Raw genomic sequence first — 26,681 nt, 5'->3', positions numbered from 1 at the left:
GGTGGGGATCAGTAACCGGCGTGCTTATTGACCAGGTTTTTGAGCGGCAGCCCGCGACGCTGGCGCTGAATGTTCTCCAGCAGCTGGCGGGCGATCACCTCGGCGGGGGCCGCAGAGGCCATATGCGGGGTGATCACCACCTGCGGATGGCGCCACAGCGGATCGTCCGCCGGCAATGGCTCCTGCGGGAAGACGTCGAGCACCGCTCCGGCGAGCTGGCCGCTCTCCAGCGCCGCCAGCACATCCTCATTGACCATATGCTCTCCACGCCCGCAGTTGATTAACACCGCCCCGGCGGGAAGCCGGCTGAAGAGCGGCGCGGCGAGAATACCCCGGGTCTGCGCGGTGAGCGGCAGGAGATTAATCAGCCCGTCAAGCGACCCGAGGAAGCTGTCGAGCGCCTCCTCGCCGCGGTAGCAGGTGACGCCAGCCAGCTGCTTCTCACTGCGCGACCAGCCGGAGACCCGATAGCCAAGGCGGGCCAGCTGGTCGGCGATATAGCCGCCAATTTCGCCGAGGCCCATAATGCCGATATGGAAGTCGGCGGCGGCGCGCTGGGGATAGAGCTTCCAGGTTTGGGTCCGCTGGTGGGCCAGCGCCCGGTCAAAATAACGCTGGAACCACAGCACGCCCCACAGGGCATATTCGAACATGCCGTGACGAAAGTCCTCATCGATCACCCGGCACAGCGGGATATCGCTGGCGAACAGCGCGGGCGGCAGATGATCGACCCCGGCGGACGCGGCCTGGATCAGCTTCAGCCCTGGCGAGCGGGTCAACAGCTGCGGGCTAGGGAACCAGCAGCTGGCGTACTGCGCGTCGCGCGCCGCCTGGTGATGGGGCAGGAGCGCGGTGACGTCGGGAAACTGCTGCAGGGCGGCGCAGATATCGCGGGCGAAATCCGCGTCGTTACAATCCACCACGATAGTGATATCGGACATAGGCGTTAGTCTTTGTAAGAAGTATCGAGACGGTCAAGACGGCGCAACCACGCCTGCCAGACCTGTTGACGTTCATGCTCCACGCCCATCAACTGCTCGCAGGCGTGCTGGCTGAGGTGCGGGGCGATGGTGTGGATCGGGCTGAGGGCCGCCAGCTGGGCGGCGGCCATCTGGATCTCGCAGGCACGATTGAGGTAGAACATGATGTAAAAGGCGTCAGCCACGGTACGGCCCACCGACAGCAGGCCGTGGCTCTGCAGGATCATGGCGATGTTCTTCCCCAGCGAGCGCTGAATGCGCGCCCGTTCGTCGAGGTCAAAGGCCACCCCTTCATAGGGGTGGTAGCCGACGCGCTGGTAAAACTCGGTGCTGATCTGGTTGAGCTGCAGCAATCCGTCCTCGCAGGCGGCCACCGCCATCCCCGGCAGGGTGTGGGTGTGGATCACGCAGTGGGCGTCTTCCCGGGCCATATGCACCGCGCTATGGATGGTGAAGCCCGCCGAGTTAGCCGGCGCCTCGCCCTCTACGACCTTGCCTTGCATATCCACCACGATCAGATTGCTGGCGGTGACCTCATCAAACATCATGCCGAAGGGATTAATTAAAAAGCGCGGCTCGCCGTCGCCGGGCAGGCGCACGGAGAAGTGGGTGTAGAGGGTATCCTCCCAGCCGAACAGCGCCGCCAGACGGTAGGCGGCGGCCAGCTGCTGGCGCAGGTGTTGCTCAGTTGCCATTTAGTGCACTCCCATAAATTCACGGATTCGTTGCAGAGAAGGGGCCTCCAGCGGGCTGCGGATCACCTGCGGGGCGATGTCGGCCTGCACCACGCCGTTCTCCATCAGCACCACGCGGTCGGAAATCGACAGGGCGAAGTCCATCTCGTGGGTGACAATCAGCATGGTCATACCTTCGCGGGCCAGCGACTGAATAACCTTCAGCACCTCGCCCACCAGCTCGGGATCCAGCGCCGAGGTCGGTTCGTCAAACAGCATGATGTCCGGCTTCAGCGCCAGCGCCCGGGCGATCGCCACGCGCTGCTGCTGGCCGCCGGAGAGCTGTCCGGGGTACTTGTGGGCATGGGCCAGCAGACCGACGCGGTCGAGCAGCGCCAGGGCCTGCTCGCGGGCGACCGGCTGATCCAGCAGCTGGTGGTAGCGCGGGGCCAGCATCACGTTGTCGAGCACCGTGCGGTGGGGGAACAGGTTGAAGCTCTGGAAGACCATGCCGATGCGCCGCACCCCGGCGCGCATCTGGCGCTTATCGACGATGGCTCCGCCTTTCAGATAGTCCTCGCCGTAGAGAATGATCTCCCCGCCATCAATGCTTTCGAGGGCGTTGATGGTGCGGATCAGGGTTGTTTTACCGGAGCCGGACGGGCCGATGATGCTGATCACCTCCCCGTTATCTACCTGCAGGTCGATGCCTTTCAGCACCTCATGCTGGCCCCAGGATTTGCGGATGCCCCGCAGATCCAGCGCCGGCGGCGCGCCGTTGACGGCCGGGGTTTTGATCGCTTCCGTCATCGCCGGCAGGCTCTGGCGCAGCGCCTGGCATTCCGCCTCGCTGAGCGTTTGCGGACGCTTGCGCTGAATATCGAGGCTATTCTCCAGCGCCCGGAACAGCCAGGTGAAGACGGTAACCACCATGACGTAGTACACCGCCACCGCCAGCAGCGTCTCCATCACGAGGAAATTTTGCGCATACAAGCGCTGGCCGGTGAGCAGCAGCTCGGGTAAGGAGACTACCGATAAAATCGAGCTCAGCTTAATGATGGTGATGTATTCATTGATCAGCGTCGGCAACGAGATGCGAAACGCCTGAGGAATAACAATCAGCCGCTGGATGCCAATGAAGCTGAAGCTCAGCGCATGGCCCGCCTCGCTTTGCCCTTTGGCCACCGACAACAGCCCGCCGCGGTGGATCTCCGCCATATAGGCCGCTTCGGTGACGGTCATCGACACCAGCCCGGCGATAAACGGTACCCCGAGCAGCGGCTGGGTCAGCGGAAACAGCTGCGGCAGGTTGTAGACAAACACCAGCAGCACCATCAGCGGCACGCTGCGGAAAAACCAGATATAGAGTTCGACGGGGATCTTGATCCAGCGCGGCGCCGAGAGCTTCGCGCAGGCTAGCAGAAAACCGACCACCAGACCGATCCCCCAGGACAAGGTGCTGATTACGATAACCGTCACGCACGCCTGCCAGAATGCCCCAATGCTAAATAATGAAAAAAAGTATCCCCAATCGAACGCCATACTGACTCCTGTTGCGCAGTGCTTATTGTCTTAATCGATGCTTTCTAAGTTGTATTTTTTGATCAGCGCGGCATATTTGCCGTTGGCTTTGAGCGTGGCGAGGGTGGCCTTGATCGCCTCCGCCAGCTCGGTGTTGCCTTTGGCGACATAGATCCCCAGCGGCAGCGGGTAGACGAGGCGCGTCGAGCTTATCCCCAGGCGACCGCGGCTCTTATCGACGATAATCTGCGCCGCCGGGGCTATCTCAAGCTGGGCGTCGATGTTCTTCGACAGCAGCGCCTGGGAGGCTTCCGGCGCCGTCGGGAACTCCTGAATAGTGATAGCCGGTTTGCCGTTTTTCAGGCACCACTCATCGGAGTGTTTTTTCAGGCTGGTCACCCAGGTGGTGCCTGCCTGCAGGCCGACCTTCACACCGCACAGCTCATCTTCGGTTTTCGGCTGCGCCGCGCCGCCCTTCAGGGCAATGATCGACGCGCCGGAGAGGGCGTAAGGGATGGCGTCGGCCTGCTTCTGGCGCTCCGGCGTCACGTACATCCCGGAGATCACTGCATCATATTTCTTGCCGATGCCGAGGATCAGGCTGGTGAACTTGGTGTCGATCAGCTGCGGTTTGGCCTGCAGATGCTCGGCAATCAGCGTCGCGAACTCCGGGTCGAGACCGACGATATTGTTATTGCTGTCATAGGACTCAAACGGCGGGTAGGTGACCTCCATCCCCACCTTAAAGACGCCCTCGGTCAGCAGTTCCGCCGCCTGGGTGACAGAGGAGAAACAGGCGCTGACGGCGAGGGTAAGCGCGACGCGGCGCGAGATTTTTTTCAGGGTGCTAGTCATCATGGATCCTCACGGGTGGTTAGGGTTTTTTTTGCTGTGCCTGTTTTTTCAGATGGCCAAAGGTATGGGTGCCGCGCGCGCGCGCCGGCAGCTGGAGCTCGCCGCGATTGACCTTCTCGCGCAGATAGCGATAGGTTTGCAGCGCCTGGCTCCACATATGCTCGCCGATGCTCAGCTCCTGATATTCGCTGGCTTCGCCGGCGGCGAGAAAGGTCGGCAGCGGGCGGATCAGCGTGTGGTAATCGCAGGCGAAAAACAGCGGAAAGGAGTACCGCTCCTGCGGCACTTTGCGCACCCGGTGGGCTGTAGCAACAAATGTGCCAGCGCTGAGCACTTCCAGCATGTCGCCGATATTGATCACGAACGCCTCTTCTCCGGCGGCGTTCGTGACGGGAGGCGCGTCGATCCACACGCTTTCTTCATTGAGGACTTCAAGCCCGGGCTGGTCGGCGAGCAGCAGGGTGAAGCACTCATAGTCGGTGTGTGCACCAATTCCGGGAACATCTTCGACGCTGGCGTCGAACGGGTAATGGATGAGCCGCAGCTTGGCCGGCGGGCAGGTCACCATCGGTTTGAAATACCCTTCCGGCAGACCGAGCGCGAGGGCGAAAGCGTCGAACAGGCGGTGGCCGAGGGCGAAGACCGCGTCGTAGTAGGCCAGCACCCGCGCGCGGAAATCCGGCAGGTCGGGCCACTCGTTGGCGCCGATCAGCGGCGTACCGGCGAGCACCAGCGGATGGTCGTCCGCCGCCTGGAAGCCAATATCGAAGGCCTCTTTATGGTCCGGCTTGCCGGCGCCGTAGATCTCTTCTCCTTCCGGGACGTAGCCCTTATGGCTTTTGGAGCGGCCGATGTAATAGTTCATCTTCTCCGCCATCGGCAGGGCGAAGATCTGCTTCGCCGCCTCGCGGACGCCGGCGATCAGCGCCGGGTCGATGCCGTGGCCGGTGATGTAGAAAAAGCCCACCTCGCGTGCCGCGCGGCCGATGGCGTCGGCCACCGCCTGGCGCCTGGCGAGATCGTCGCCGGCCAGATCGCGGATATCGATGGTCGGGAGTTCAGTAAAAGCGTGCTTCACGGCGGTCATGGCTGCGGTTCCTGTTCAGTGAGCGTTAAAAACTGCTGAAAGTGGGCCTGCTGGCGCGCGGCCATCCAGGCGTTGAGCGACCAGAGGTCGGCCACCGGAACGTTGGTGAACGGCAGATGGTGCAGATAGCCGTCGGCGCCAAACTCCGGCGTCAGGGTGGTCTGCGGGTAGCCGCGCCGGCGCTGCGAATGCCAGATTTGCTCCCAGAAGCGCTCGGCAAAGGCCAGCGCCGGCTGATACTCCGGCGCCGCCGGGTGCGGCACCTGCGGCCCCTGGTCGTAGCCCACCCGGGCCTGCACGTGATGCACGCGGTCGATAAAGGCGCTGAAGTCATCGCAGGGGTCATCCAGCAGGCGCTCGCTGACCACCACCCAGTGGCTGATGTCGGCGGTAAAGCGCAGCTGGGGGAGCTGCTGAATGATCTCCAGGGTGAGCCACGGGCTGTACAGCGAGGTGGCGCGATGGGTTTCAAAGCTGCAGGTCAACCCAAACCCGGCGGCCAGCTCGTGCGCCTTGCCGAGAAAATCGACCTGCTGCGCCAGCGGCCAGCGATCGTTGCCCGCCAGCAGATTGACAAAGCGCGGGTTGAGGCCGCTGGCCTCGGCGAAGCGGATCCGCAGGCGCGCCAGATGCTGCTCCGGCGTTTCATGCTGAGCGGGGAGCACCCCGCCGCCGCTGAAGAGAATGGCGATATACTCCAGCCCCGACGCCTGCAGGCGGTCGGCGAGCTGCCGCCGCTCCTCCGCCGTTAACGGGACGCGGGCTTCGATACCGCAGCAGCCGACGCGCTGCAGTTCATCCAGCGTTTGCGGCCAGGGGGTCGTCACTCCCCAGAGGGTGCGAAAGCATTTCAGCTCCATGGCGGCTTCCTCAGGCGTACTTCACGCCGGGCAGGACGCAGAGCATCTCGTACAGCAGGTTGGCCGCCAGCTGGGAGGTATTACCGCTCACGTCATAGGGGGGCGAGACTTCAACCAGATCGGCGCCAATCAGGTTCAGGCCGCGGCAGCCGCGGACGATCTCCAGCGCCTGAATGGAGGTCAGGCCGCCGACTTCCGGCGTCCCGGTTCCCGGGGCCCAGATAGGATCGAGGCTGTCGATATCAAAGCTGAGATACACCGGCCCGTCGCCCATCTGCTGGCGGACTTCGGCCATCAGCGGCGCCAGCGAGGTATGCCAGCACTGCTCCGCCTGCACCAGGCGAAAGCCCTGGTCGACGCCCCACTGGAAGTCCCCGGCGGCATAGCCCTGGGCGCGCTGGCCAATCTGCACCACCCGCTTGAGGTCGAGTAGTCCCTCCTCAACGGCGCGGCGGAAGGTGGTGCCGTGGGCGATTTTCTCACCGAACATCTCATCATTGGTGTCGGTATGGGCGTCGACGTGGATGAGCCCCACCGGCCCATGTTTTTTGGTCAGCGCCCGCAGGATGGGCAGGGTAATGGTGTGGTCCCCGCCGAGGGTGAGGGGGATCAACGGATAACTATTCAAACCGGTGTAGTAATCTTCAATAATTTGCACCGATTTGAGCAAACTGTAGGTATTGATCGGCACATCGCCGATGTCGGCTACCGACAGCGAGTCGAACGGCGCGGCGCCGGTCGCCATATTGTACGGACGGATCATCACCGATTCGGCGCGAATATAGCGCGGTCCGTAGCGCGTGCCTGAGCGCTGCGAGGTGCCGATATCCAGCGGAATGCCGACAAATGCCGCATCAAGTCCCTGTAAATCTTCGATAAACGGCAGGCGCATCATCGTGGCGCGGCCGGCGAAGCGTGGCATCTCATTGCCACCCTGCGGTTGGTGAAAGAGGTTATCCATGTCTGCTCCTGAATCTGACGGATGAAACGTAACAGGAGAGATAGTGCGCAAGCTGCGCTGGACTTTACATCGTCTGGCGTAAATACTCAGTTCATTTATTGGTGAACTAAATACGATGCATCACGACGCCAGCCTCAATATTCGCCAGCTGCAGGTTTTCGAGGCGGTGGCCCGCCTGGAGAGCTACAGCCGGGCCCAGCAGGAGCTGGGCATTTCGGTCTCCGCCATCAGCAATGCGATGTCGCAACTGGAGGGGCAGCTCGGCTTCACCCTCTGTCAGCGCGGGCGCGGCGGCTTTTCCTTAACGGAAAAAGGACAGCAGTTTTTACAGCAGGCGATCCGCGTGCTGAGCGAACTCAATGAGCTGGAGCGGCAGTCGGCCCTGCTCAAAGGGGAGCACAGCGGCACCCTGTGCATTTCGACGCTCGACTCCATCGAGACCGAAACGGCGCTCTCGCTGCCGGTGGTCTTGCGCAGCTTCAGCGACAAATTTCCCCATGTGCATATCAAACTGATTATTCGCACCCCGGCGGAGCAACTGAACGGGGTGCTGAACAACCATATCGACCTGGCCATCGGCAGCTACAACTCGCAGGTGCATAACATCATCAGCGAGCCGCTGTATCGCGAGCAGCACTGGCTCTATTGCAGCGATCTGCACCCGATGTTCTTCAGCCGCCAGCTCGATAAAGAGCAGATCAGCCAGTGTCCGCTGGTGACCCGCAGCTACTGGAACACCAGCGATCTCCGCCGCCGGGGCTTCAGCAAAGGCAGCGCCACCGTTGAGACCGTCGACGCCCAGCTGCTGCTGATTCTTTCGGGGAAATATATTGGCTATCTGCCGGAGCATTACGCCTGGCCGTGGATCAAAGAGAACCGCCTGCGGGTGCTGTTGCCCAACGAGTTTGGCTTTCAGTCGCCGTTCTCGGCCATCTGTAAGCGCGGGCGCAGTAATGAACCCTATCTGAAAGCGTTCCGCGATCTGCTGAAGAAAAACACGGTGGCGCGGCCGAAGTGGAATTATTAAGCGGGGCGGACGCTTCCCTCCGCCGTGGTGGCGGGGTTCGCGCTCAGCGCGCGGTCCGGCGGGGGTGTTTTCCTGTTCAAAAAACGAACGGTGGCCGGTAGCCCGCTTGTGCTGGGGCTGCCGGGCAACTGCCTCCAGGTTATCCACAGGGTTAGGGGCCGCTGATGTGGACAGGTCGCCGGGCGGTGGGCGGGTTAGCGATTCGCTTTGATGGTTTTTTCCGCGATCGAGAGGGTGGAGAGTTTATGCAGGCAGATCAGCGCCAGACAAACCCCGCAGGCGAACAGATAACTTGCCATACAGAATTTTTGCAGACGGGATAAATGATTAATCCGCTCAATCACCGCCGGGCTGGCGAGGCCTTCATACAGGAAAGGCAGAGCCGTTAAGAAGCCGCCAATAAAATAGAGCGCCAGACTGATGACTTCGACGCATTTGCGATAGAGCCAGAAGCGATAGCCCCGCTTTTTCCATTTGAATATCCGCTTTTCATTATTGACGGAAATTAAATGCTGGCACTTGCTGTAATTATCAATATCGCTGACCGGATTTTTGCATTTCAACAGTATTTTTCGTTGTTCCATGGTCAGGTTTTTATCTTTGGTCAGCGCGGCGATACCATATTCGTACGCGATCCGTTGCAGATCGGGGTCGTCGCTGTTTTTATGCAGCGCAGCGGCGAACTCACTGATGTTTTTGCGCGAGGTGAATATTTTATCTTTAGGGAATACCCAGCCAGAACGCACGGCAAAAATTTGAATAATCAGCGGGATAATAGCGATAGCATATTTTAAGATCTCAGTCGGAATAATATTCATCTCCGTATTTTCCTTATCCATGATAAAGGCGGGCTGAAATATACCTTAGCTATCATGATGGAGGGGTGTCAAATATCACGAGGCACGCCGGTATATTTTCCATGGCGAAAGGTGAGCGTCTGGTGAAAGAGGGGAGAGGGCGGTCGTGTCGACGAATGAACAAGAGAATACTCCGCCGGCCTGGCCGGCGGAGGGGGCGGCGTTTATATCGGTCTCGCCGTCAGGGTCATCATATCGCCGATCGCCCGCTGGCGGTCAAAATGGCGATCGCGGTGGATCTCGCTCTCGCCCACCTGCAGCGAGGCGGCCCAGATCTGCTGACAGCGCGGCCGGCGGCGGGCGTCAAAGTGCGCCAGCGCGGCTGCGACGCTGTCGGTCTGCTGCAGCGCTTCGCGCAGCACGATGGCATCCTCAATCGCCATGCCCGCCCCCTGACCGAGATGCGGGGTGGTAGCGTGAACCGCGTCGCCCACCAGTACGACACGTCCCTGATACCAGGGATCGTCGACGAACAGCTCCTCCAGCGGCTTATAGACGACCTCGTCGTTGTTAACGATATGCTCGCGCAGGCTCCCCGGTAACCCCGCGCCGGGCGGCAGACGGCGGCGCATCTCCGCCGCCAGCTGGTCGCGGGCGTAGCGGGGGTTATCCGCTTCGTGGGAGGTGATAAACAGATACATCAGATCTTCCCCCAGCGGCACCAGCCCGCAGTTGCAGCTCTCGCCCATAAAGCACATCAGATGGTCCACCTCCGGCGGACGCGGAAAGTTGTAGCGCCAAACGCCCTGACCGGTAAAGCGGGGACGATAGCGCTCGCCATACAGCATGCCGCGCACCCGGGAGTAGATCCCGTCGGCGCCGACCAGCAGATCGTAGCGCCCCTGGCCGCCGCGGCTGAAGCTCACCTCCACGGCATCGTCAACCTGACGAAAGGCGTCAATACTCTCGCCGGTGGTCAGTCGGACCCCCAGCTCCCGGGCAGTGGAACAGAGGACGTTGTGCAGAGCCAGGCGGGAGATGCCGACGTTGGCCGGGAACTGTTCACCCGCCAGCCGCTGGCCGGGAAAGCTGGCCAGCTGGTGGCCGCTCAGGGTGTGCACTGAGACGCTGTCAAACGGCCAGGCGGCGTCCAGATAGCGTTCCAGCACCCCAAGCCGCTGCATTTCCCGCACGACATTGTTCTGCTGAATGATACCGACGCCGTAGACCCGCCACTGCGGCTGGATCTCCACCACGTCGACGGCGACGCCGGCCTGGCGGAGGGCGATGGCGGTGCACAGACCGCCGATGCCGCCGCCAACGATTAATACGTTATGGATGTTCATCGTAGCTGTTTTCTCCAGGGTACAGAGTAGAGGACGTTAACCAGGCCAGCGGCGCGCTGACTAATCGCGATAAAGAATGATCGCTATCGCAAAAAACGATATCGCCGTGGAAATTGAAAACAAAAAGTTGCAGAAAAGTTAAATTAAGCCACAGGATAAGCACGCCATTTCTCGCCGGGGGACCCATGCGTTACCAACATCTTGATCTGAACTTACTGGTGGCACTGGATGTGTTACTCGATGAACAGAACATCACCCGCGCCGCGGGCCGGTTGCATATGACCCAGTCTGCCACCAGCGGGGTGCTCAACCGGCTACGCACCTACTTTGAGGACGATCTGCTCACCCAGGTGGGCAGAAAGATGCGGCCCACGCCGCTGGCGGAAGAGCTGCGGGAGCCGGTCCGCGACGTGCTGATGAAAATTCAGACCTCCATTGCCCGCCGGCCGGTGGATGAGCCGGCAACCAGTAAGCGCCATTTCCGCATTATGGCCTCGGATTACGTTATCAACGTGATGCTGAAGGATGCGCTGCAGGCGGTACACCTGCAGGCGCCGAATATGACCTTTGAGTTTTTCTCGCCGGACGCCCAGTCCACCGGCATGCTCAACCGCGGCGAGCTGGATATCATCGTGGCGCCGGAGCGTTTTATGGCCGCCGACCATCCCGCCGAAGCGCTGTTTGACGAAGAGTTTGTCTGCCTGGCCTGGGCGGACAATCCCCACACCGGCGAGGCGCTGACCCTTGAAGCCTGGCAACAGCTGGGGCACGTGTCGGTGGTCTTTGGCCGCGAGCGGCAGCCGGGGCTGGAGGGCAATCTGTTTGCCGAGTCGGGGCTGAGCCGCCGTATCGAGGTGGTGACCCACAGCTACCACTGCGTTCCGCAGCTGCTGATCGGCACCTCGCGGATCGCCACGCTGCACCGGCGGCTGGCGGAGCAGTACGCGGCGATGCTGCCGCTGCGTCTTTTCCCGGTCCCGGTGACGCTGCCGGTCATGCGCGAATTTATCGGCTGGCACCGCTCGCTGGATAACGATCCTATCTTCGGCTGGCTGAAAGCGAAAATCGTCGCCAGCGCACGCTAACCCACTGGTATTGCTCCCGTCGATACCTGACATCCTGAGACATGATTGGTCGCCCGCAGGTGCTTTATGTGACAGTGCCTGCGCTACAGCGATTGCGACTGAATGTTGAAGGATGACCCTATGTTTCGCTATTTCCCTAAAAACTATGTCTGGAACCTGTCGGTGGATCTCTCCATCGAGATGGGCGCCCGCATCGGTGAGATCGAAGAGATGTGCGCGCCGCTATTGGCCGCGTCCGAGCATCCCGACGCCGAAGGCACCCGCGCGTTCCGGGAAACCTGGTCCCGCATGGCCGATAAATTATGCGCGCTGGCCGGCGAAGATGAGGCGCGGGGGCGGCGGCTGTCGGCAGGAGAGAAATATCTTCGGGCGGCCAACTATTACCTGACCTGCGAGCGCCTGCAGGCGCATGGCGCGCCGGACCGCGATGCGCTGTACCGCCGCTTTCTCGATGTCTTTGCCGCCGGGCTGCACCATACCCATGCCAACTGTCAGCGGGTGACTATCCCCTACGAGGGCAAAACCCTGTCGGCGCTTTACGTCCGCGCCGAAGGGGCGACCGGCCGCGCGCCGCTGCTGGTGCAGGTCAACGGTCTCGACTCCACCAAAGAGATGAAATATCTGGTGGGGCTGCCGCAGTGGCTGGCGCGGCGCGGGGTCTCCTCGCTGGTGGTCGACCAGCCGGGAACCGGCGAAGCGCTGCGTCTTCACGGTATGCAGGCCCGCTATGACAGCGAGCACTGGGCCAGCCGGATCGTTGACTGGCTGGAACAGCACCCGGAGGTGGATGCCGGGCGCATCGGCATGGAAGGGGTCTCGCTGGGCGGCTATTACTGCCCGCGGGCGGTGGCGTTTGAGCCGCGCTTCGCCTGCGGCGTGGTGTGGGGCGCCAATCACGACTGGCGGGAGGTACAGCAGCGCCGCCGCGAACGCGAAGGCGATTTTCCGGTACCGCACTACTGGCAGCATGTGCGCTGGGTGTGGGGGGGCGAGGATATCGACGCTTTTATGCGCATCGCGGAGAACGTCCATCTCGACGGCATTCTCGACCGCATAAGGGTGCCTTTCCTCGTCACCCATGGTGAAAAGGACTCGCAGATCCCGGTGAAATGGGCGCAGCGCACCTACGACCAGCTGGTGAACAGTCCGCGCCGCGAGCTGAAAATTTTTACTGACCGCGAGGGCGGTGTGCAGCACTCCAGTTTCGACAACTCGATTAACGCCGGGCACTACATCGCTGACTGGGTGGCGGAAGCCCTCGGCGGCCGGGTGGCCTGAACACGCATAAGGAACAACCGCGATGAATATTCTTGGTCCGGATTATCTGGTATTTGGCGTCGATGACCTGGCGGGCTGCCGACAGTTTCTTCTCGACTACGGTTTACGCGAGCAGGAGAACGGTTTCTTTAGCGCGCTGGATGGCACCGGGGTGCTGCTGCGGGAGCGTGACGATCCGTCGCTGCCCGCGGCGCTGCCCAGCGGCAGCCAGCTGCGGGAAACCGTCTATGGCGTGGCGGATAGCGCCACCCTTGAGGCGATCGCCGAGACGCTGCGCCGCGATCGCGAGGTGAAGCTCGGCGCCGACGGCGTGCTGCGCTGCGTCGATGATGCCGGCTTTGCCCTCGGGTTTCGCGTCAGCCAGCGCCAGCCGCTGCAGCGGGAAGGGGAGAAAATCAACGCCCCGGGGGATCGCGTCGGGCGGCCGGTCAACCAGACCGGGGCCAGCGCTGACATGGCGGCAGAGCCGCGCTCGCTCTCCCATGTGGTCTATTTTGTGCCGGACGCCGCGCGCGCGGAAGCCTTCTATCAACGGCTGGGCTTTGTCTGTACCGATCGCTTCACCCACGTCGGCCCCTTCCTGCGGCCCGCCGGCACCCAGGATCACCATACCCTGTTTCTGATCCAGGCCCCGCCGTTTATGACCGGTATTGAACACTTTACCTTTCATCTCGGCGGCCCCACCGAGCTGATGATGGCCGGCAGCCGCTTTCAGCAGAAGGGATATCAGACCTTCTGGGGGCCGGGGCGCCATCAGCTGGGATCGAACTGGTTCTGGTACTTCAACAGCCCGCTCGGGTGTCACATCGAATACGACGCCGATATGGATCAGCACGATGACCACTGGCAGCCGCGCGAAGCGCTGCCGGGAGCCGATAACTCGCAATATTTCCTGCTGGGGTATCGCGAGAAGTGGGCCCCCGGTCCGGATAACGCCCGCTGATGGTTCGCCTGTGCCGTGCCGACAGCCTGGCCGAGGGCCAGGCGCGGGGATTTGACCCTACGGGCAGCGGGCAGGCGACGGTGATTGCCTGCCGCTATCAGGGAACGCTCTATCTGTGGCGTAACCGCTGTCCACATCTGGATACCCCGATGAACTGGCGGCAGGACGCTTTTTTCAACGCCCGGGGCGACCGGCTGGTCTGCTTCGCCCACGGGGCGATTTTTATGCCGGACAGCGGCCTCTGCGTGCAGGGCGCCTGCGTAGGCCAACGTCTGAGTCCGCTGGCTGGCGAGGTGGACGCCGACGGCTGGCTCTGTCTGCTGGAGGAGGCAGGTCATGAAACTGGCAACACGAGATAACGGTGAACGCGACGGCTGCCTGGTGGTGGTCTCGGGCGATTTGAAGCTGATGGCCGATGCGGCGGATATCGCTCCGACGCTTCAGCAGGCGCTGGAGCAGGCCGCGCGGGTCTGGCCTGCGCTGCAGGCGCGCTATCAGGCGCTCAATGCGCGCCGCTACCCGGCGGCGCAGCCCTATGATCCCCGGCGCCTGCTGGCGCCGCTGCCCCGCGCCTGGCAGTGGCTGGACGGTTCGGCCTTCCTCAGCCATGGCGAGCGCATGCAGCGGGCCTTTCATCTGCCGCCGATTGCCGGCGCCGACCAGACGCCGCTGATGTATCAGGGCAGCGGGGACGACTTTCTTGCTCCCCACGCCGGGATAGTCTGCCGCCGGGTCGAGGACGGTCTCGACTTTGAGGGCGAGTTCGCGGTGGTGGTGGACGAGGTACCCCAGGGGTGCTCGCCGCAGCAGGCGCTGAGCTGTATCCGCCTGATCGTCTTGCTCAACGATATCAGTCTGCGGGCGCTGGCGCCGCGCGAGATGCAGACCGGGTTTGGTTTTATTCACGCCAAACCCGCCTCGGCCTTTGCGCCGGTGGCCCTTACCCCGGATGAACTGGGAGAGGCCTGGCAGCACGGGCGGGCGGCGCTGACGCTGCAGGTGACCCGCAATGGCGAGCCGTTTGGCTGCCAGTCGGGCAGCGAGATGCATTTCCATTTTGGCGAACTGATTGCCCATGCGGCGCAGACCCGCCGCCTGCGCGCCGGGACGGTGGTGGGTTCCGGTACGGTGTCCGGGCCGGACGCCAGCCGCGGCGCCAGCTGTATCGCCGAGGTGCGGGCCATAGAGATGCTGGCCTTCGGCGAGCCGCGCACGCCGTTTTTGTCCCCGGGGGAGCGGGTGACGATGGAAGCCCACGCCCCCGATGGCCGGCCGCTGTTTGGCGTGCTGGATCAACACGTTGTGATGTTAACGGAGTAAACCATGATCAATCTTTTACAGGGGCGTCGGCTGATCGACCTCTCCGTCACCCTGGATAACAATCCCTGGACCGACCCGCCGCCGCTGCTGCCGAATATTGAATATCAGGATCATCAGCAGGGATGGCCGGAAATGGCGGCGATGTTTCCGGGACTGGAAAAAGCGCAGATGCCGGGAGAGGAGGCCTGGGCCTCGGAGCGCCTGACCGTGACGCCGCACAATGGCACCCATATGGATGCTCCATGGCACTATAGCTCAACCACCAACGGCGGCGAACCGGCGTTTGGCATCGATGAGCTGCCGCTGGAGTGGTGCCTGCGCCCCGGCGTCCGGCTGGATTTTCGCCATGTCGCCGACGGGGCGATCCTGCAGCCGGAGGATCTGCAGCGCGAGCTGGCGCGGATCGATTATCGCCTGTCGCCGCTGGATATCGTGTTAATCAATACCGCCGCCGGCGCCCGCTACGGCCAGCCGGATTATCTGCAGCGCGGCTGCGGCATTGGCCGGGCGGCAACGCTGTGGCTGCTGGAGCAGGGGGTACGGGTGGTCGGCACCGATGCCTGGAGCTGGGATGCGCCCTTCCACTTTACCCGCGAACGCTTTCAGGCCAGCGGCGACGCCGGGCTGATCTGGGAAGGGCATAAAGCCGGCAGGGAGATCGCCTATGGGCAAATGGAGAAGTTGAGCAACCTGGAACAGCTTCCCGACCACGGCTTCTGGGTGAGCTGTTTTCCCTACAAGATCCGCCGCGGCTCGGCCGGTTTTATCCGCGCGGTGGCGATTGTCGACGCCTGAGGGAGTCGATGGTTATGTTAATTTAATGTGAATGCATTGTATTAATTGTGATAGCAATCGCAGTCCATGCCACCTGCATCCGGTAGGGTAGAACGGTATGTGTGCTGAGTTCGCTGCGGCGTGTTCAGCCAGGATACCGGGGCGACAGAGCGCCTTTCTTTATCGATAAAAAATAGAACTGTAATTCACATTCTAAATAAAAAGCAGTGACGGAGAGCGGAAGATGGTGATGCACAAGGTTTCAGCAACCCCGCGCGAGGCGGGGGCCGTACAGGCGATTTTACTGATGTTGGCGGCCCTGTTGCCGATCATGGGGACCTTGACCATGCTGCCGGTGATGCCGCTCCTGTTCGGCCATTTTGCCGCGCAGCCGCACGCCCAGCTGCTGGTGCCGATGATCATCACCATTCCGGCGGTGAGCATGGCGCTGCTGGCTCCGCTGGCGGGGAGGATGGGCGATCGCCTGAGCCGTCGTCGCCTGCTGATTGCCGCCACCGCTCTGTACGCGGGGTTTGGCCTGCTGCCGGTGATGCTCGACGATCTGTATGCCATTCTGCTGGCGCGGCTGGTGATGGGCATCGCCGACGCCTTTATTCTTACCACCGCCAATGCGCTGATTGGCGACTACTTTGCCGGCGAGGCGCGCAGCAAATGGCTGGCGGTGCAGAGCGGCATCGGTTCGATACTGTCGACGCTGATCGTGCTGGGCGCTGGCCTGCTGGGCACCCTGGGCTGGTATGGCCCGATCTACCTGTATGCGCTGGCGATCCCGGTCTTTATCGGCCTGTGCCTGTTCACCGCTGAGCCGGCGACCCGCCGTCGCGCGGACAGCGTCGCTGACGAGGAGCCTGTCGCTTTTCCACGGCGCAAAATGGCGACGATCGGCCTGATTACCCTCGCCAGCGCGATCCTCTACTTTCTCGAGCCGCTGCAGATAAGCCAGGTGTTCAGTCAGCTCGGGCTGACCTCCAGCAGCCAGATCGGCATCGCCACCGCCGTTGCGGGCATTGGCGTGCCGCTGGGCGCCTGGCTGTATGGCCGCAGCGCCAGGCAGCGTGTCGACAGGCAGTTTTTCCTTTTTTACGCCATTTTTGGCCTCGGTCTGCTGTTTATCGCCGTGGCCCACAATCCGCTGGCCGGCGTGGCGGCAGCATTCGTCGCGCAGGTTGGTAACGGAATGCTGATCCCTCTGATGCTGGCCTGGATGTTGGAAGCCCTGCCGGCGCCGCACCGGGCGACGGGGATCGGCATCTGGCACACCTTCTTTTTCCTCGGCATGTTCATCAGCCCGGTTCTGATGACCTTGCTGAACGGCATGACCGGCAGCATGCAGGACAGCCTGCTGCTGTTTGCGCTGCTGACGCTGGCTATCGCCGGCGCGGCGGGTATCGCCAGCGCCCGGATGGGGGGCCGCCGCGCGCTGGCTCGTTAATTTCACCTGACAACATAATTACCACACGCCCGCCGGTCTCCCGGCGGGAAGGGGAGGCCATTATTTAGAAAAAGCGTACACCTTATTTAGCGTTAACTTTCAGCCTAATTAATCCCTGTTAATAAACATATTGTGACCAATTTATTTTTCACGATATGGCGCATCTTACCTGCAAAAAATAAAAATGAGGGTTTATTATGAGTCTCTGCTGTACCGACGTAAGTAAGAAAATAGTTTTTCCACTTTCGGCGCTGACGCTGGCGATATTCTCCAGCACCGCGCTGGCCGATACCTGGACCTGTGAGCAACTGGATAAACTGAATACCCGCTCAGCGCAGGTCGTCAGCCCTCCGTCGACCTGCGAATCGCTCATCGGCGATATTGGTGGCTTTCGCAGCGCGCTGGCCGACCGTGGCTGGGGTGTCCAGTTAAGCTGGAACCCGATGGTGATGTACGATCTGAAAGGCCAGTCCGCCGACCCGCAACAATATGCCGGGCAGAATTTTACCTGGTCACAAAATATGTCGCTGAACGTCACCTATGATTTAAGTCGAATTGGTTTTAGCAAAGACGCGCAATTTACCTTTTCTCCCCAGTGGGCGACCTCGAATTATCATGATAGCTATCCGGAACTGCATAATATTGCGGTGCTGGCGGTGAACCAGCCCTTATTAAACGGCCAGCTGGAGCTGCAGTATGGTTTTTATCCGTTAATTCGTCAGTTTTACGGCATGGTGCTGGGGGGCAACTCCTCCTCAGCCGCGCTGGGGCCGACCAGTGTGATACCGGTGCAGGTGGGGATCAGCCTCAATGCACCGACGCCGACCTTCACCGCCATCGTCCGCGACAGCGATAAGAAATTCTATAACAACTTTGCCGTCAGCCGCAGTATGTCGCCTGCCGGACACCTCGACGACGTGGAGCAGAACCCCTCGGGGCTGAAATGGCACGTCGATGGCGCCAACCCGATCCTGGTAAACGAGTTTGGCTTTAAGCAGGCGGCGGGCGAGTCGCAGCGCTCGCTGTGGTTCCGCGCCGGGGCTATCTATAACACCTCGCACTACCAGTATTTTGACCAGCCCGGCGACAGCAGCAGTAACTATGCGTTCTACGTCGCCAACACCATGCAGCTGACCCAGCCGAAAAAGGGGCTTCCGCTGGGGCTGTATCTCGATGTGAAAGCGGACTATGCCCCGGACGATCGCAATGCTTACACCAGCGACTTCCAGGTGACCTTCTTTGATATCGGCCTGTTTCCCGGCCGAGAGCAGGATATGACCTCGCTGGGCTACACCCGCTCCTTTATCAGTAAGAAGTTCCGCGATTATGTCGGCGAGGCGGGAATGGAGGCGCCGCAGAGCATCAACGCCATCTCCCTGTCGCACGCCCTGCGCGTGACGAAAGGTATTTACTGGATCAACGGTATCACCTGGCAGGATAACCCGACGCTGGTGCCGAAGCATGAGTCGGCGGTCCTCTGGCAGTCCTCGATGTACTGGAACTTCTGACACAGACCGCCCGAGGATTTTAATCCCGCCCGTCGGTACGCTGCCGCCGGGCGGTTTTTTTATCGCGAACCGGCTGGCGCAGGAACAAAAAAAGAGGGCCGGCACGTTGCCGACCCTCTTTGCCATCGGTCCGGGCTTAGCCCCGGTGGCTGATTTTCCCGTCGGGAGTTAGCACGAAGTCAAAGGTTGCCCGGATATCGTCGCTGGCGAAACCCACCGCCAGCTGCCAGGGGCCGCTGGCCAGGTGCCATTCCTGGGCAGGCACCTGCCAGCGCTGCAGCGCGTGACGCGGCAGGACAAGGGTCAGGGCGGCCTCGTCGTGCGCCGGGACGCTGACTGCCGCAAACTCCGCCAGCGCCGACCAGGCCGTCTCCGGCCCCCGCAGGTAGAGCTGGACCACTGCTTTCCCGGCGCGGGCGGCGCGGTTTTCCAACCGGCAGCGCAGCTGCAGAGCGTCCACCTCGTCGCCTGTCAGCGCGGCGGCGCTCAGGGTGATATCGGCATACCCCAGACCGTGACCAAAGGCCCAGGCGGCGGGGCGTTCGCGGGCGTTAAACCAGCGATAGCCCACCTGCTGGCGCTCGTGGTACCAGAGGTCCCCTGCGGCGTCCGGCGTCAGGCTGCGCACCGGATAGTCGTCCAGACGCTGGGCGAAGGTCACCGGCAGGCGACCGCCAGGCTCACGATCCCCGGCCAGCACCGAGGCCAGCGCCGGGCCAAACTCCTGGCCCGGATACCAGACGACCATGACCGCCGCCGCGTCGGCGAGACACCCGGTATCCACCGGATGGGCGACGTTCAGCACCACCACCGTCCGCGGATTCGCCGCGCAGACGGCGCGGATCAGGGCGACCTGATGCGCCGGCAGCGCGGTAGCGTCCCGGTCGATGCTCTCCAGACCGGCATCGGCCGTTTCGCCGATCACCAGCACCACGCTGTCGGCCGCCCGGGCATGGTCGACCGCCTGCTGCAGCAGATCGATGGTTTGCGGGGGCTGGCAGCCGAACCAGATGCCGTGGGCGATACTGCTGCCCAGCGCCATCTCGGCCCGGAAGGTCAGGGTTTCCCCCGCCTGCAGCGGGAAGTCGAGACGGGTATGTGGGGCTTGCATCAGCTTGCCCATGATATCCCCCTCCAGCGCCTCGCCGTTAAAGGTCGCCATACGCTCGCCGTTCAGCTGCAGGGCGATCTCCCCGGTGCCGCCGATCCAGAAGCCGTAGCGGCCGCTCACCGGCGCGGTGAACTGGCAGCTTACCGTCACGGTGGCGCGTTCGGTCAGGCGCAGCATGTCGCCGACGCCCGGCATATCGCGGAACCAGATCAGCGAGGAGGCGTCGCGCACCTCCTGATGAACCACGCCCCCGTCGGCGGTGGCGTAGGCAACGTCCAGGCCGCGCTCGCCGGCGGCGGTGCGCAGCGGCAGATGATGCAGAGGCGGGATGCGGTAATCGCTCTCCACCCCCTGGGCATAGCTTATTTCGACCCCGGCGGCGGAAAAGCGCTGGCGAATGGCCTCCAGAGGAGAGATCAGCCCCGGCATCAGCGCCACTCTGGCAAAGGTCCCGCCCTGGAAGCAGGGCGTCGTGGCGTTGGGGCCAATCACCGCCAGCCGCTGTCCCGCCTGCGCGGCGAGGGGCAGCAGCCGCTGGCGATTGTGCAGCAGGACAAACCCTGCCGCCGCCGCCTCTTCGAGGGTGTGACGCCGCTGCGCCTCGGCGGCGGCAGAGCCATCCCAGGGCAGGGGATGGCTGACCCGTTCGGCCAGCCGCGCCAGCCGGACGGCGGCATCGTCCAGTCGCCGGGCGTCGCTGTCGGTGTCCATCAGCGCGGGCAGCAGGCGCTCGCCCATATGGCGGGCCGGGCCCGGCATCTCCAGATCCAGCCCGGCGCGGAAGCTGGCCGGGCCGTTCTGGGTGCCGAACCAGTCGGACATCACCAGACCGTCCCAGCCGAGATCGCGCTTCAGCCACTGGCTGATGGCCTGATGCTGCTCGGCGCAATAGATCCCGTTCACCCGGTTATAGGCGGTCAGCATGCCCCAGACGCCGCGGCTGGCCGCCACTTCGAACGGCCAGAAATAGACTTCGCGCAGGGTGGCTTCATCGACAACCACGTTCATGGTCCGCCGATCGGTTTCCGAATCATTGCAGACCATATGCTTGACGATGCAGCCCACCCCCTGACGCTGGACGCCGTCGATCCACGCCGCGCCGAGCTCGGCGATATGCCGCGGGTCTTCGCCGAAAAGCTCAAACGCGCGGCCGGCAAGGGGGCTGCGCAACAGGTTCAGGTTAGGCGCCAGCAGCGCCTGCGTTCCGGTGCGCAGCGCCTCCTCGCCGATGACGCCGCCAACCCGGCTGACCAGCTGGCGGTCCCAGCTGGCGCCAAGCGCCAGTCCGCAGGGGCTGAGCAGGGCAATATCCCGCTCGTCAACCCGGCCGCCGGTGATCCCCATCGGGCCGTCGGACAGGGTGACTGAACCCAGCGTGGAGTGGGGGATAGGGTGGGTGGACCACATCCCCATCCCGGCGGTGAGCCGCGCTTTTTCGGCAACGCTAAGCGACAGACTGAGCGCAGGCATCGGCATGTCTCCGTAAGGGGGCGGCGGGGGCGAAGGCCAGCGCCTGTTCGGCTACGGTGGCCAGCGCGCGCTGGACCGCGTCGTCGGTGCAGCGTCCCTCGCTGTCGAACAGCGACACGCCGGCGGTGTTGAGGGTCACCCCCAGCGGAGTCGGCCAGCCGCGCAGGGCGTGAACGATCCCGCGCATGGCGCCGAGGGTAGTGTTGCAACCCTGCCAGCCGGCGGCGGTGACGATGCAGCCCACCGCCCGGCCATCAAGATAGACCCGGCTGTCGCCGCGCAAATCTTCCAGCAGGTCGATGGCGTTCTTCACGAGACCAGACACCCCGCCGTGGTAGCCCGGCGAGGCCAGCAGAATGCCGTCGGCCTGGCGCACGGCGTCGACAAACGCCGTTTCCTGCGGCGTGCGGGTGGTGACTTCCGGGTTAAACGGCGGCAGGGCCGCCAGTTCAGCGCCGCCGAACAGTTGGGTCTGCGCGCCGAGCGTGCGGGCGTGGGCCAGCGCGGCGGCGAGGGCGCGCTCGGTGCTGGAGCCCGGGCGGGTGGTGCCGCCGATGCCGATCAGCAGCGGCGGGCGTGAGAAAGCAGGTTTATTCATAGCAGGATCTCCCGGTGGGATTAGCGAAAGCGCGGCAGGATCTGGTCCGCAAACAACGAGATCGACTGCTGGCTCAGGCGCAGGCGCTCCTCGGTCAGCGGGCCGTTGGTGAAGCCGAGCAGCACGTTGCCGATGCCCAGCTGCTGATGGCGTTCCAGCTCCTCGGCGACGGTCTCCGGGCTGCCGTACAGGCACCAGGTTTTGATCCACTCTTCGCTGAAACAGTCCGGATGGCGGTGCAGCGTAACGCCGCTGAACTCTTCCGCCCGCTTGTTGTACTCATATTCCCGGTCGATGGCCTGCTGGTACCAGCCCATGATCTGCAGCATCTCTTCGCGGGCCTGCTCGTCGGTGGGGGCGATATGGACGCACTGCCAGGTGTGGGTGGTCCACGAGAGGCAGTGGTTCACCACCTCGTCGCTATGGCCGGCGTTGAGCAGGGCATCGCGGTAGCGGGTGAAATAGTGGGTCAGCTGGCCAAACGGATCGTTGCTGGCCGGGATCGGCGGAGTAAACGCGGGAATAAAGGCCGGCCAGCCGTTATCGGCGGCGCGCTGCATACTGGTTTCACGCAGCGCCACCGGCATAATGCGGTTGAACGGTTTTTGCCAGGGGGCAGGAACGATGCGCTGGACTACCGCGCCCTTATAGTGGCCGGTTTCGAAAATGATCGGATCGTCTTCAATATTTTTCTCCCACAGCCGCTGGACCAGATCGAGGTTCTCCTGCAGCAGGCTGGAGGCGTCCTTGTAGTTCACGCCAAAGCCGATCATCTCTTCCGGCGTGGTGCCGCTGCCGATGCCCACCAGCAGGCGGCCTTCGGTGAGTTGATCCAGCAGGTTAACGCGCTCGGCGAAGCGCACCGGGTGGTGCAGCGGGACGGTGGTCACCGACATGCCGAAGTGGATCTTTTTCAGCTGGCCGGCCAGGTAAGCGGCGAAGACAAACGGATCGCTGGACATCGGCGCATAGCCGGTGAAGTGATGGTCTGGCATAAAGACCGCATCGAAGCCGCGATCTTCGGCCTGGCGCGCATGATCGATCAGCGACTGCATGACAAAACGATCCTGCTCGGGGGCGGTGGAACGGCCGACGAGGAAAACAGAGAAACGCATAGCAACTCCTGGGTTGTGTGGTGGTTGTTATTATTAAATAGAACTAGAATTATGATTCTAGTTGTTTATCAAAGAATGAAAATGACCGCCATCACACTTTTGCCACATCGCCGACGGGGGAGTCGGGTGGGCAATTTGCAGCGTGGTCGCTAACTGCAATACACTGCGGGGGTTTTCTATGGATAAAGAGGTGAGAACTGCGATGACCGATCTTCCCGCGATGCGCCAGCCGAAACAGGACCGGAGCCGGGTGGCGCTGGAGCGGCTGATGGCCGCCAGCCGTGAAATCCTGCATGAAGGCACCTTTGAGCTGCTGACCATTGCTGAAATCAGTAAACGCTCGGGCGTTTCTGTCGGCTCGATCTATGCCCGCTTCGGCGGCAAAGAAGATCTGTTTATCGCCGTCATGATGGAGGTGATGCAGGAGCTGGACGCCGAATGGCAGCAGCTGATCCAGCAGCTGCACGCGCGCAATCTGCCGCTGCGCCAGCGGCTTCCGGCGCTGATGGATGTCCAGGCGGAGTATCTGCGCCGCCATGCCGGGATCCTGCGGCCGTTTATGGCGCGGGCGGATGATGAGCGCGTGGCGGGGATTGGTAAAGCCGCTTACCAGAAAAACGAGCAGACCTTTATCGACCAGCTGCTCGATGCCGCGGCGGAGATCCGCCACCCGGAGCCAGAGCAGGCCGCCCGCTTCTGCTTTACGGTTTCGTATGCCGCGCTGGCGCGCTTCCTCGGCCTGGGGTCGGCGGCAGAAGCCGCCGGCGAGGGCGACTGGGAACAGCTCAAACGCCATCTGGGCATGATGTGTCTGAGCTATCTGGTTACCCCCGTCGAGGCCGGCTAAGCCGCGGGATTTTACTTCGCTAACTGCCAGGCGCTGGCCTGCTTGTGCTGACGCAGGCGCTGGCTATGGCGGGAGAAGGTATAAAGAAATATCGCGGCGGCCAGCACCAGCGCCGCGATGCCGAGCGTCAGGAAGGCGCTCAGCACATCGTTCCCGGCCCGCAGGCGGATCGCGCCGACGATAATCGGGCTGACGAACATGCCCGCGAAGAAGGCCCCGGACCAGGCGCCCATCGCCCGGCCGCAGTAGGCGGGCGGAATCAACGATCCTACCCAGTAAATCATCGCATTAATCGCCATGCCGGCACCCAGCTGCTGGATGGCGGAGCCGATCCCCATGGCGATCAGCGTCCGCGATTCGCCCACCACCAGCATTCCGATCCCCATCAGGCAGAGCATGATGGCGAGCACGCGCTCCGGCGTATAGCGGCGGGAGACCAGACCGAACAGCAGCGAACCGACCGGCACGGCGAGGCTGACCAGCGACATAATCAGGCCGATACGCTGCGGGCTGGCGTTTTGCAGGGTATGAAAGGCGTTGGCGCCGTTGATGGTGTACACGTAATAAATGATGGCGCAGACAAAGGTGAGCACGCTGAGGGCGATCACTCGCGGCCACGGAAACGGATTATGCTGCGCCGCCTGGGCGGCGTGCTGCGGACGGGCCGCCTGAGCGGGTTCGAACATCCAGAAGTACATCGCCAGAAACAGCAGGATGGCGACAAAGTAGATCATAAAGGCGCCGTTCCAGCGCAGGGCGGTCAGATAGCCGGAGCTGGCCAGCACCAGCACCGCCAGCGCCGGGCCAATCACCCCCTGCACCGTCAGCCAGAAGCGGCGCTGTTTGTCGTCAAAGTAATCGATCAGCATGGTGTTAGCGATGGTCAATACCACCGCCTCCGCCAGCCCGACGCCGAGGCGGCTGCAAAAGATGCCGGTCAGGGAGGTGATGTACAGCGGCATTGTGCCGCAGATGCCATACAGCAGCGTGGCGCTGAGCAGCAGTTTGCGGCGGCCAAATTTATCCGCCAGCCAGCCGGTGCAGGGCCCGGCGATAGCGATCACCAGACCGGGCGCGGTGAGCATCAGCGGCACCAGGGTTTCGACATAAGGCACGCCGGCGAAGTGCTGGATCAGCGTCGGGACCGCCGGCGCCAGGGAAACGATCGCCAGGATGGGCAGAAAGGCGGTCAGGGCGATGATGATGCCCTGGATCGCGCCGGCTTGCGGCGCGTGGGGCGGATTCAGACTATGGCTCACGACGTTCTCCTTTTATCGCGCGGGTCGCCTGTCGTTGGCGGCGGCGCGGTTTTTTAGTATGCAGGTCAGGGATACAGGTGGCGGCGGGAATAGCCGCGGATTTAAGAGTAGGAGCAGGAACGGCGCGGGGAAAAATTGTGATTACGTATGTGATCCATCACAAACAAAAATACCATTGGTTTTGTATGGTTTTTGCGGCAATAAAAAGGCGACCGGTGTCGCCTTTCGCGGGGAGCGGGGCCGCTTGTGCCCCGGTGAGCCAGAGGCGCTACAGCAGCCGCGCCACGATATCGTCAGCGGCGAGGATCGCCAGCGCGACGCTGGTCAGCGTCGGGTTGCAGGCGGTTGAGGTGGGGATCGCGCCGTTGCCGCCGACGTACAGATTGTGAAAACCCCAGACCCGCGAGCGGCGGTCGGCCACGCTGTTGCCGTCGTTCGCTTCTCCCAGGCGACAGGTTCCCTGGTAATGCAGCGAGGTGCCCGCCGGCAGGATCATGGCCTCCCCGCCGGGCGCCACGCGGCCCAGCGCGGCGCCGACGCGTTCAGTCACTGCCACCGCCTGCTGTAAACGGCGGCGATCGCCGTCGGTTAACTGATAGTTCAGCTGCATTTTCGGCAGCCCTACGGCGTCGGTTTCATCACTGAAGACGATCCGATCCTCCTCGCGCAGCTCCTTGGCGAGGAACAGCCCCAGGCCCACCACCGGCTTCGCCGGGGTACCCGACGGCTGGGCAAAGGCGATCGGCGAAGTATCCATCTGCATCAGTTGACCGTGGAACGGAAAATCGGGCTCATGGAACGGCAGCCAGGTGACGCCGGAGACATTGTCCCGTCCGTCGCGCACCGGGGAGGTCGGCGCGACGGCGGCCGGCGGGGCGTCCACTTCAATCAGGGCGATCACCTGCGGCTGATCGTTGAGCCAGCGCCCCAGCGCCCGCGGACGGATGCCCGAGGCGTACAGCAGCTGCGGCGTACGCAGCGCATCGGCGGCGACCACTACCGCTTTGGCCGTCACCACATACTGTTCGCCGGTACGCAGATCGCGCAGCTCCGCCCCGCGGGCGACGCCGTCCTCGCTGAGGATCCGCGTGCACAGGGTGGCGGTGCGGATCTCCACCCCGCGCTGGCGGCGGGTCTCTTCCTCCGCCAGCTCGCCGAGCACCGCGTCGACGCCGGACCAGCGCGGCTTGCCCTCCGGCGTCGCGGCGCAGGCCAGCGGCATAGGCTGCGCCAGCCGCGCCGGCGGACGGTCGCTGGCGAAGTGCTGATTAAGGGCATCGACGATTTGCCGGCCGATGGCGGTGGCCGGAAATCCTTCGCGAGTCACCTGCAGATAATGCTCTGCCGACTCCCAGGCGTCGGCCATCTCCCGGGGATCGAGAAAGGGAATGACTTCGCTGCCGCCCGGTCGCGGACAGGCGCAGGTCCAGTGGACGCCCATGCCGCCGAGGTTAGTGGAGAGCGCGGCGGCCGGCATGCCGCTGTGGGGCGCCGTCGGGTCGAGAAGATGGGTGCCGGGCCGCGCCTGCAGGGCGTCTGCCGGCAGGTTTTCCGGCAGGGCGGCCAGCGGAAACGCCCGGGCGCGGTCGTAGGCCGTTTCCCGCTGCGCTGGCGCCAGGTTGCGGATATTAACCCCGGTGGCGGGCGTCAGCGCTTCGCCGGCTTCCACCACCAGGATCCGCGCGGCGCGGCGGTCGGCAATCCGCCGCGCGAAAGCGGCGCCTACCGGGCCGCTGCCAATAATCAGTACATCGATGTTCTCATCCATATCAGTCCTTGCCTTTGTTGTTCTCCGGGCGGATGCCCGTTGCA

The 26,681-nt window shown here is 63.0% G+C and carries 24 protein-coding genes; 10 read left to right on the top strand and 14 right to left on the bottom strand.

The window, feature by feature from the left end:
* Nucleotides 1–8: 8 nt before the first annotated feature.
* Genes ABLV52_RS17680 through speB form a run of 7 tightly spaced genes read right to left on the bottom strand, consistent with a single transcriptional unit; the run spans nt 9 to nt 6,938 of the window.
* Nucleotides 9–941, bottom strand: a complete 933-nt coding sequence (locus ABLV52_RS17680) for a glyoxylate/hydroxypyruvate reductase A (RefSeq protein ID WP_044524446.1) — start codon at nt 939–941, stop codon at nt 9–11.
* A 5-nt stretch (nt 942–946) separates the two neighbouring features.
* Nucleotides 947–1,675, bottom strand: a complete 729-nt coding sequence (locus ABLV52_RS17675; RefSeq protein WP_348890688.1) for a class II aldolase/adducin family protein — start codon at nt 1,673–1,675, stop codon at nt 947–949.
* Nucleotides 1,676–3,196: an amino acid ABC transporter permease/ATP-binding protein gene (locus ABLV52_RS17670; protein ID WP_072422365.1), complete on the bottom strand. Its 1,521-nt coding sequence runs from the start codon at nt 3,194–3,196 to the stop codon at nt 1,676–1,678.
* A 30-nt stretch (nt 3,197–3,226) separates the two neighbouring features.
* Nucleotides 3,227–4,030 (bottom strand): ABC transporter substrate-binding protein, encoded by an 804-nt coding sequence (locus ABLV52_RS17665; protein ID WP_023290726.1) that lies wholly within the window; start codon nt 4,028–4,030, stop codon nt 3,227–3,229.
* Between the two features lie 19 nt (nt 4,031–4,049).
* A complete protein-coding gene (locus tag ABLV52_RS17660) occupies nt 4,050–5,117 on the bottom strand; it encodes a 2-oxoglutarate and iron-dependent oxygenase domain-containing protein (protein ID WP_023290725.1) in 1,068 nt (355 codons plus the stop codon).
* Nucleotides 5,114–5,977 carry a TIM barrel protein gene (locus ABLV52_RS17655; protein WP_049013838.1) on the bottom strand — a complete coding sequence of 288 codons (864 nt, stop codon included), beginning with the start codon at nt 5,975–5,977 and terminating at the stop codon, nt 5,114–5,116. Before ABLV52_RS17655 ends, ABLV52_RS17660 begins: the two co-directional genes overlap by 4 nt.
* 10 nt (nt 5,978–5,987) lie before the next feature.
* Nucleotides 5,988–6,938 carry an agmatinase gene (speB, locus tag ABLV52_RS17650; protein WP_004145693.1) on the bottom strand — a complete coding sequence of 317 codons (951 nt, stop codon included), beginning with the start codon at nt 6,936–6,938 and terminating at the stop codon, nt 5,988–5,990.
* Between the two features lie 115 nt (nt 6,939–7,053).
* Between speB and ABLV52_RS17645 the strand changes: the two genes are divergently transcribed.
* Complete coding sequence (locus ABLV52_RS17645; protein ID WP_002914199.1) at nt 7,054–7,965, top strand: LysR family transcriptional regulator; 912 nt, start codon at nt 7,054–7,056, stop codon at nt 7,963–7,965.
* 194 nt (nt 7,966–8,159) lie between these two features.
* Here ABLV52_RS17645 and ABLV52_RS17640 read toward each other — a convergent pair whose 3' ends face one another.
* Together ABLV52_RS17640 and ABLV52_RS17635 are read right to left on the bottom strand one after the other, a co-directional pair.
* The gene (locus ABLV52_RS17640; protein ID WP_023290722.1) at nt 8,160–8,783 is read right to left on the bottom strand and encodes a hypothetical protein; all 624 of its coding nucleotides are present in this window, start codon (nt 8,781–8,783) and stop codon (nt 8,160–8,162) included.
* A 203-nt stretch (nt 8,784–8,986) separates the two neighbouring features.
* Entirely contained in the window at nt 8,987–10,108 is a 1,122-nt protein-coding gene (locus ABLV52_RS17635; RefSeq protein WP_243817326.1) for an FAD-dependent oxidoreductase, read from the bottom strand.
* 185 nt (nt 10,109–10,293) lie between these two features.
* Here ABLV52_RS17635 and ABLV52_RS17630 point away from each other — a divergent pair, with 185 nt between their 5' ends.
* The 8 genes from ABLV52_RS17630 to ABLV52_RS17595 all read left to right on the top strand — a co-directional run bounded on the left by ABLV52_RS17630 (nt 10,294) and on the right by ABLV52_RS17595 (nt 18,469).
* Nucleotides 10,294–11,193 carry a LysR family transcriptional regulator gene (locus ABLV52_RS17630; protein ID WP_023290720.1) on the top strand — a complete coding sequence of 300 codons (900 nt, stop codon included), beginning with the start codon at nt 10,294–10,296 and terminating at the stop codon, nt 11,191–11,193.
* Between the two features lie 120 nt (nt 11,194–11,313).
* The gene (locus ABLV52_RS17625; RefSeq protein ID WP_023290719.1) at nt 11,314–12,471 is read left to right on the top strand and encodes a prolyl oligopeptidase family serine peptidase; all 1,158 of its coding nucleotides are present in this window, start codon (nt 11,314–11,316) and stop codon (nt 12,469–12,471) included.
* A 22-nt stretch (nt 12,472–12,493) separates the two neighbouring features.
* Nucleotides 12,494–13,414, top strand: coding sequence for a VOC family protein (locus ABLV52_RS17620; RefSeq protein ID WP_348890686.1), 921 nt, complete (start codon nt 12,494–12,496; stop codon nt 13,412–13,414).
* Nucleotides 13,414–13,773, top strand: a complete 360-nt coding sequence (locus tag ABLV52_RS17615; RefSeq protein ID WP_023290717.1) for a Rieske 2Fe-2S domain-containing protein — start codon at nt 13,414–13,416, stop codon at nt 13,771–13,773. The genes ABLV52_RS17620 and ABLV52_RS17615 overlap by 1 nt, the downstream gene beginning before the upstream one ends.
* Nucleotides 13,751–14,734 carry a fumarylacetoacetate hydrolase family protein gene (locus ABLV52_RS17610; RefSeq protein ID WP_348890684.1) on the top strand — a complete coding sequence of 328 codons (984 nt, stop codon included), beginning with the start codon at nt 13,751–13,753 and terminating at the stop codon, nt 14,732–14,734. Before ABLV52_RS17615 ends, ABLV52_RS17610 begins: the two co-directional genes overlap by 23 nt.
* Nucleotides 14,735–14,737: 3 nt before the next feature.
* Nucleotides 14,738–15,529: a cyclase family protein gene (locus tag ABLV52_RS17605; protein ID WP_049013842.1), complete on the top strand. Its 792-nt coding sequence runs from the start codon at nt 14,738–14,740 to the stop codon at nt 15,527–15,529.
* Nucleotides 15,530–15,758: 229 nt separating this feature from the next.
* Complete coding sequence (locus ABLV52_RS17600) at nt 15,759–16,961, top strand: MFS transporter (RefSeq protein ID WP_348890683.1); 1,203 nt, start codon at nt 15,759–15,761, stop codon at nt 16,959–16,961.
* Between the two features lie 197 nt (nt 16,962–17,158).
* The gene (locus ABLV52_RS17595; protein ID WP_043521376.1) at nt 17,159–18,469 is read left to right on the top strand and encodes a carbohydrate porin; all 1,311 of its coding nucleotides are present in this window, start codon (nt 17,159–17,161) and stop codon (nt 18,467–18,469) included.
* Between the two features lie 136 nt (nt 18,470–18,605).
* Here ABLV52_RS17595 and ABLV52_RS17590 read toward each other — a convergent pair whose 3' ends face one another.
* The 3 genes from ABLV52_RS17590 to ABLV52_RS17580 are packed head-to-tail and all read right to left on the bottom strand — an operon-like array spanning nt 18,606 to nt 22,763.
* Nucleotides 18,606–21,050: a glycoside hydrolase family 3 C-terminal domain-containing protein gene (locus tag ABLV52_RS17590; RefSeq protein ID WP_348890682.1), complete on the bottom strand. Its 2,445-nt coding sequence runs from the start codon at nt 21,048–21,050 to the stop codon at nt 18,606–18,608.
* Entirely contained in the window at nt 21,025–21,648 is a 624-nt protein-coding gene (locus tag ABLV52_RS17585; protein ID WP_048298064.1) for an NADPH-dependent FMN reductase, read from the bottom strand. Before ABLV52_RS17585 ends, ABLV52_RS17590 begins: the two co-directional genes overlap by 26 nt.
* Before the next feature lie 20 nt (nt 21,649–21,668).
* Nucleotides 21,669–22,763 (bottom strand): LLM class flavin-dependent oxidoreductase, encoded by a 1,095-nt coding sequence (locus ABLV52_RS17580; RefSeq protein ID WP_014907086.1) that lies wholly within the window; start codon nt 22,761–22,763, stop codon nt 21,669–21,671.
* A 202-nt stretch (nt 22,764–22,965) separates the two neighbouring features.
* Between ABLV52_RS17580 and ABLV52_RS17575 the strand changes: the two genes are divergently transcribed.
* The gene (locus tag ABLV52_RS17575; RefSeq protein WP_012967405.1) at nt 22,966–23,610 is read left to right on the top strand and encodes a TetR/AcrR family transcriptional regulator; all 645 of its coding nucleotides are present in this window, start codon (nt 22,966–22,968) and stop codon (nt 23,608–23,610) included.
* A gap of 11 nt (nt 23,611–23,621) precedes the next feature.
* Here the strand turns inward: ABLV52_RS17575 and ABLV52_RS17570 are convergent, their stop codons facing one another.
* Together ABLV52_RS17570 and ABLV52_RS17565 are read right to left on the bottom strand one after the other, a co-directional pair.
* Nucleotides 23,622–24,869, bottom strand: coding sequence for an MFS transporter (locus ABLV52_RS17570; protein WP_023290709.1), 1,248 nt, complete (start codon nt 24,867–24,869; stop codon nt 23,622–23,624).
* 268 nt (nt 24,870–25,137) lie between these two features.
* Nucleotides 25,138–26,637, bottom strand: coding sequence for a GMC oxidoreductase (locus ABLV52_RS17565; RefSeq protein WP_044524424.1), 1,500 nt, complete (start codon nt 26,635–26,637; stop codon nt 25,138–25,140).
* Nucleotides 26,638–26,681 lie beyond the last annotated feature (44 nt).

Source organism: Klebsiella sp. GB_Kp056 (genome assembly GCF_040064755.1).
In the GTDB taxonomy this organism is placed as follows: Bacteria; Pseudomonadota; Gammaproteobacteria; order Enterobacterales; family Enterobacteriaceae; genus Klebsiella; species Klebsiella quasipneumoniae.
This window is presented reverse-complemented; position numbering and strand designations above follow the sequence as displayed.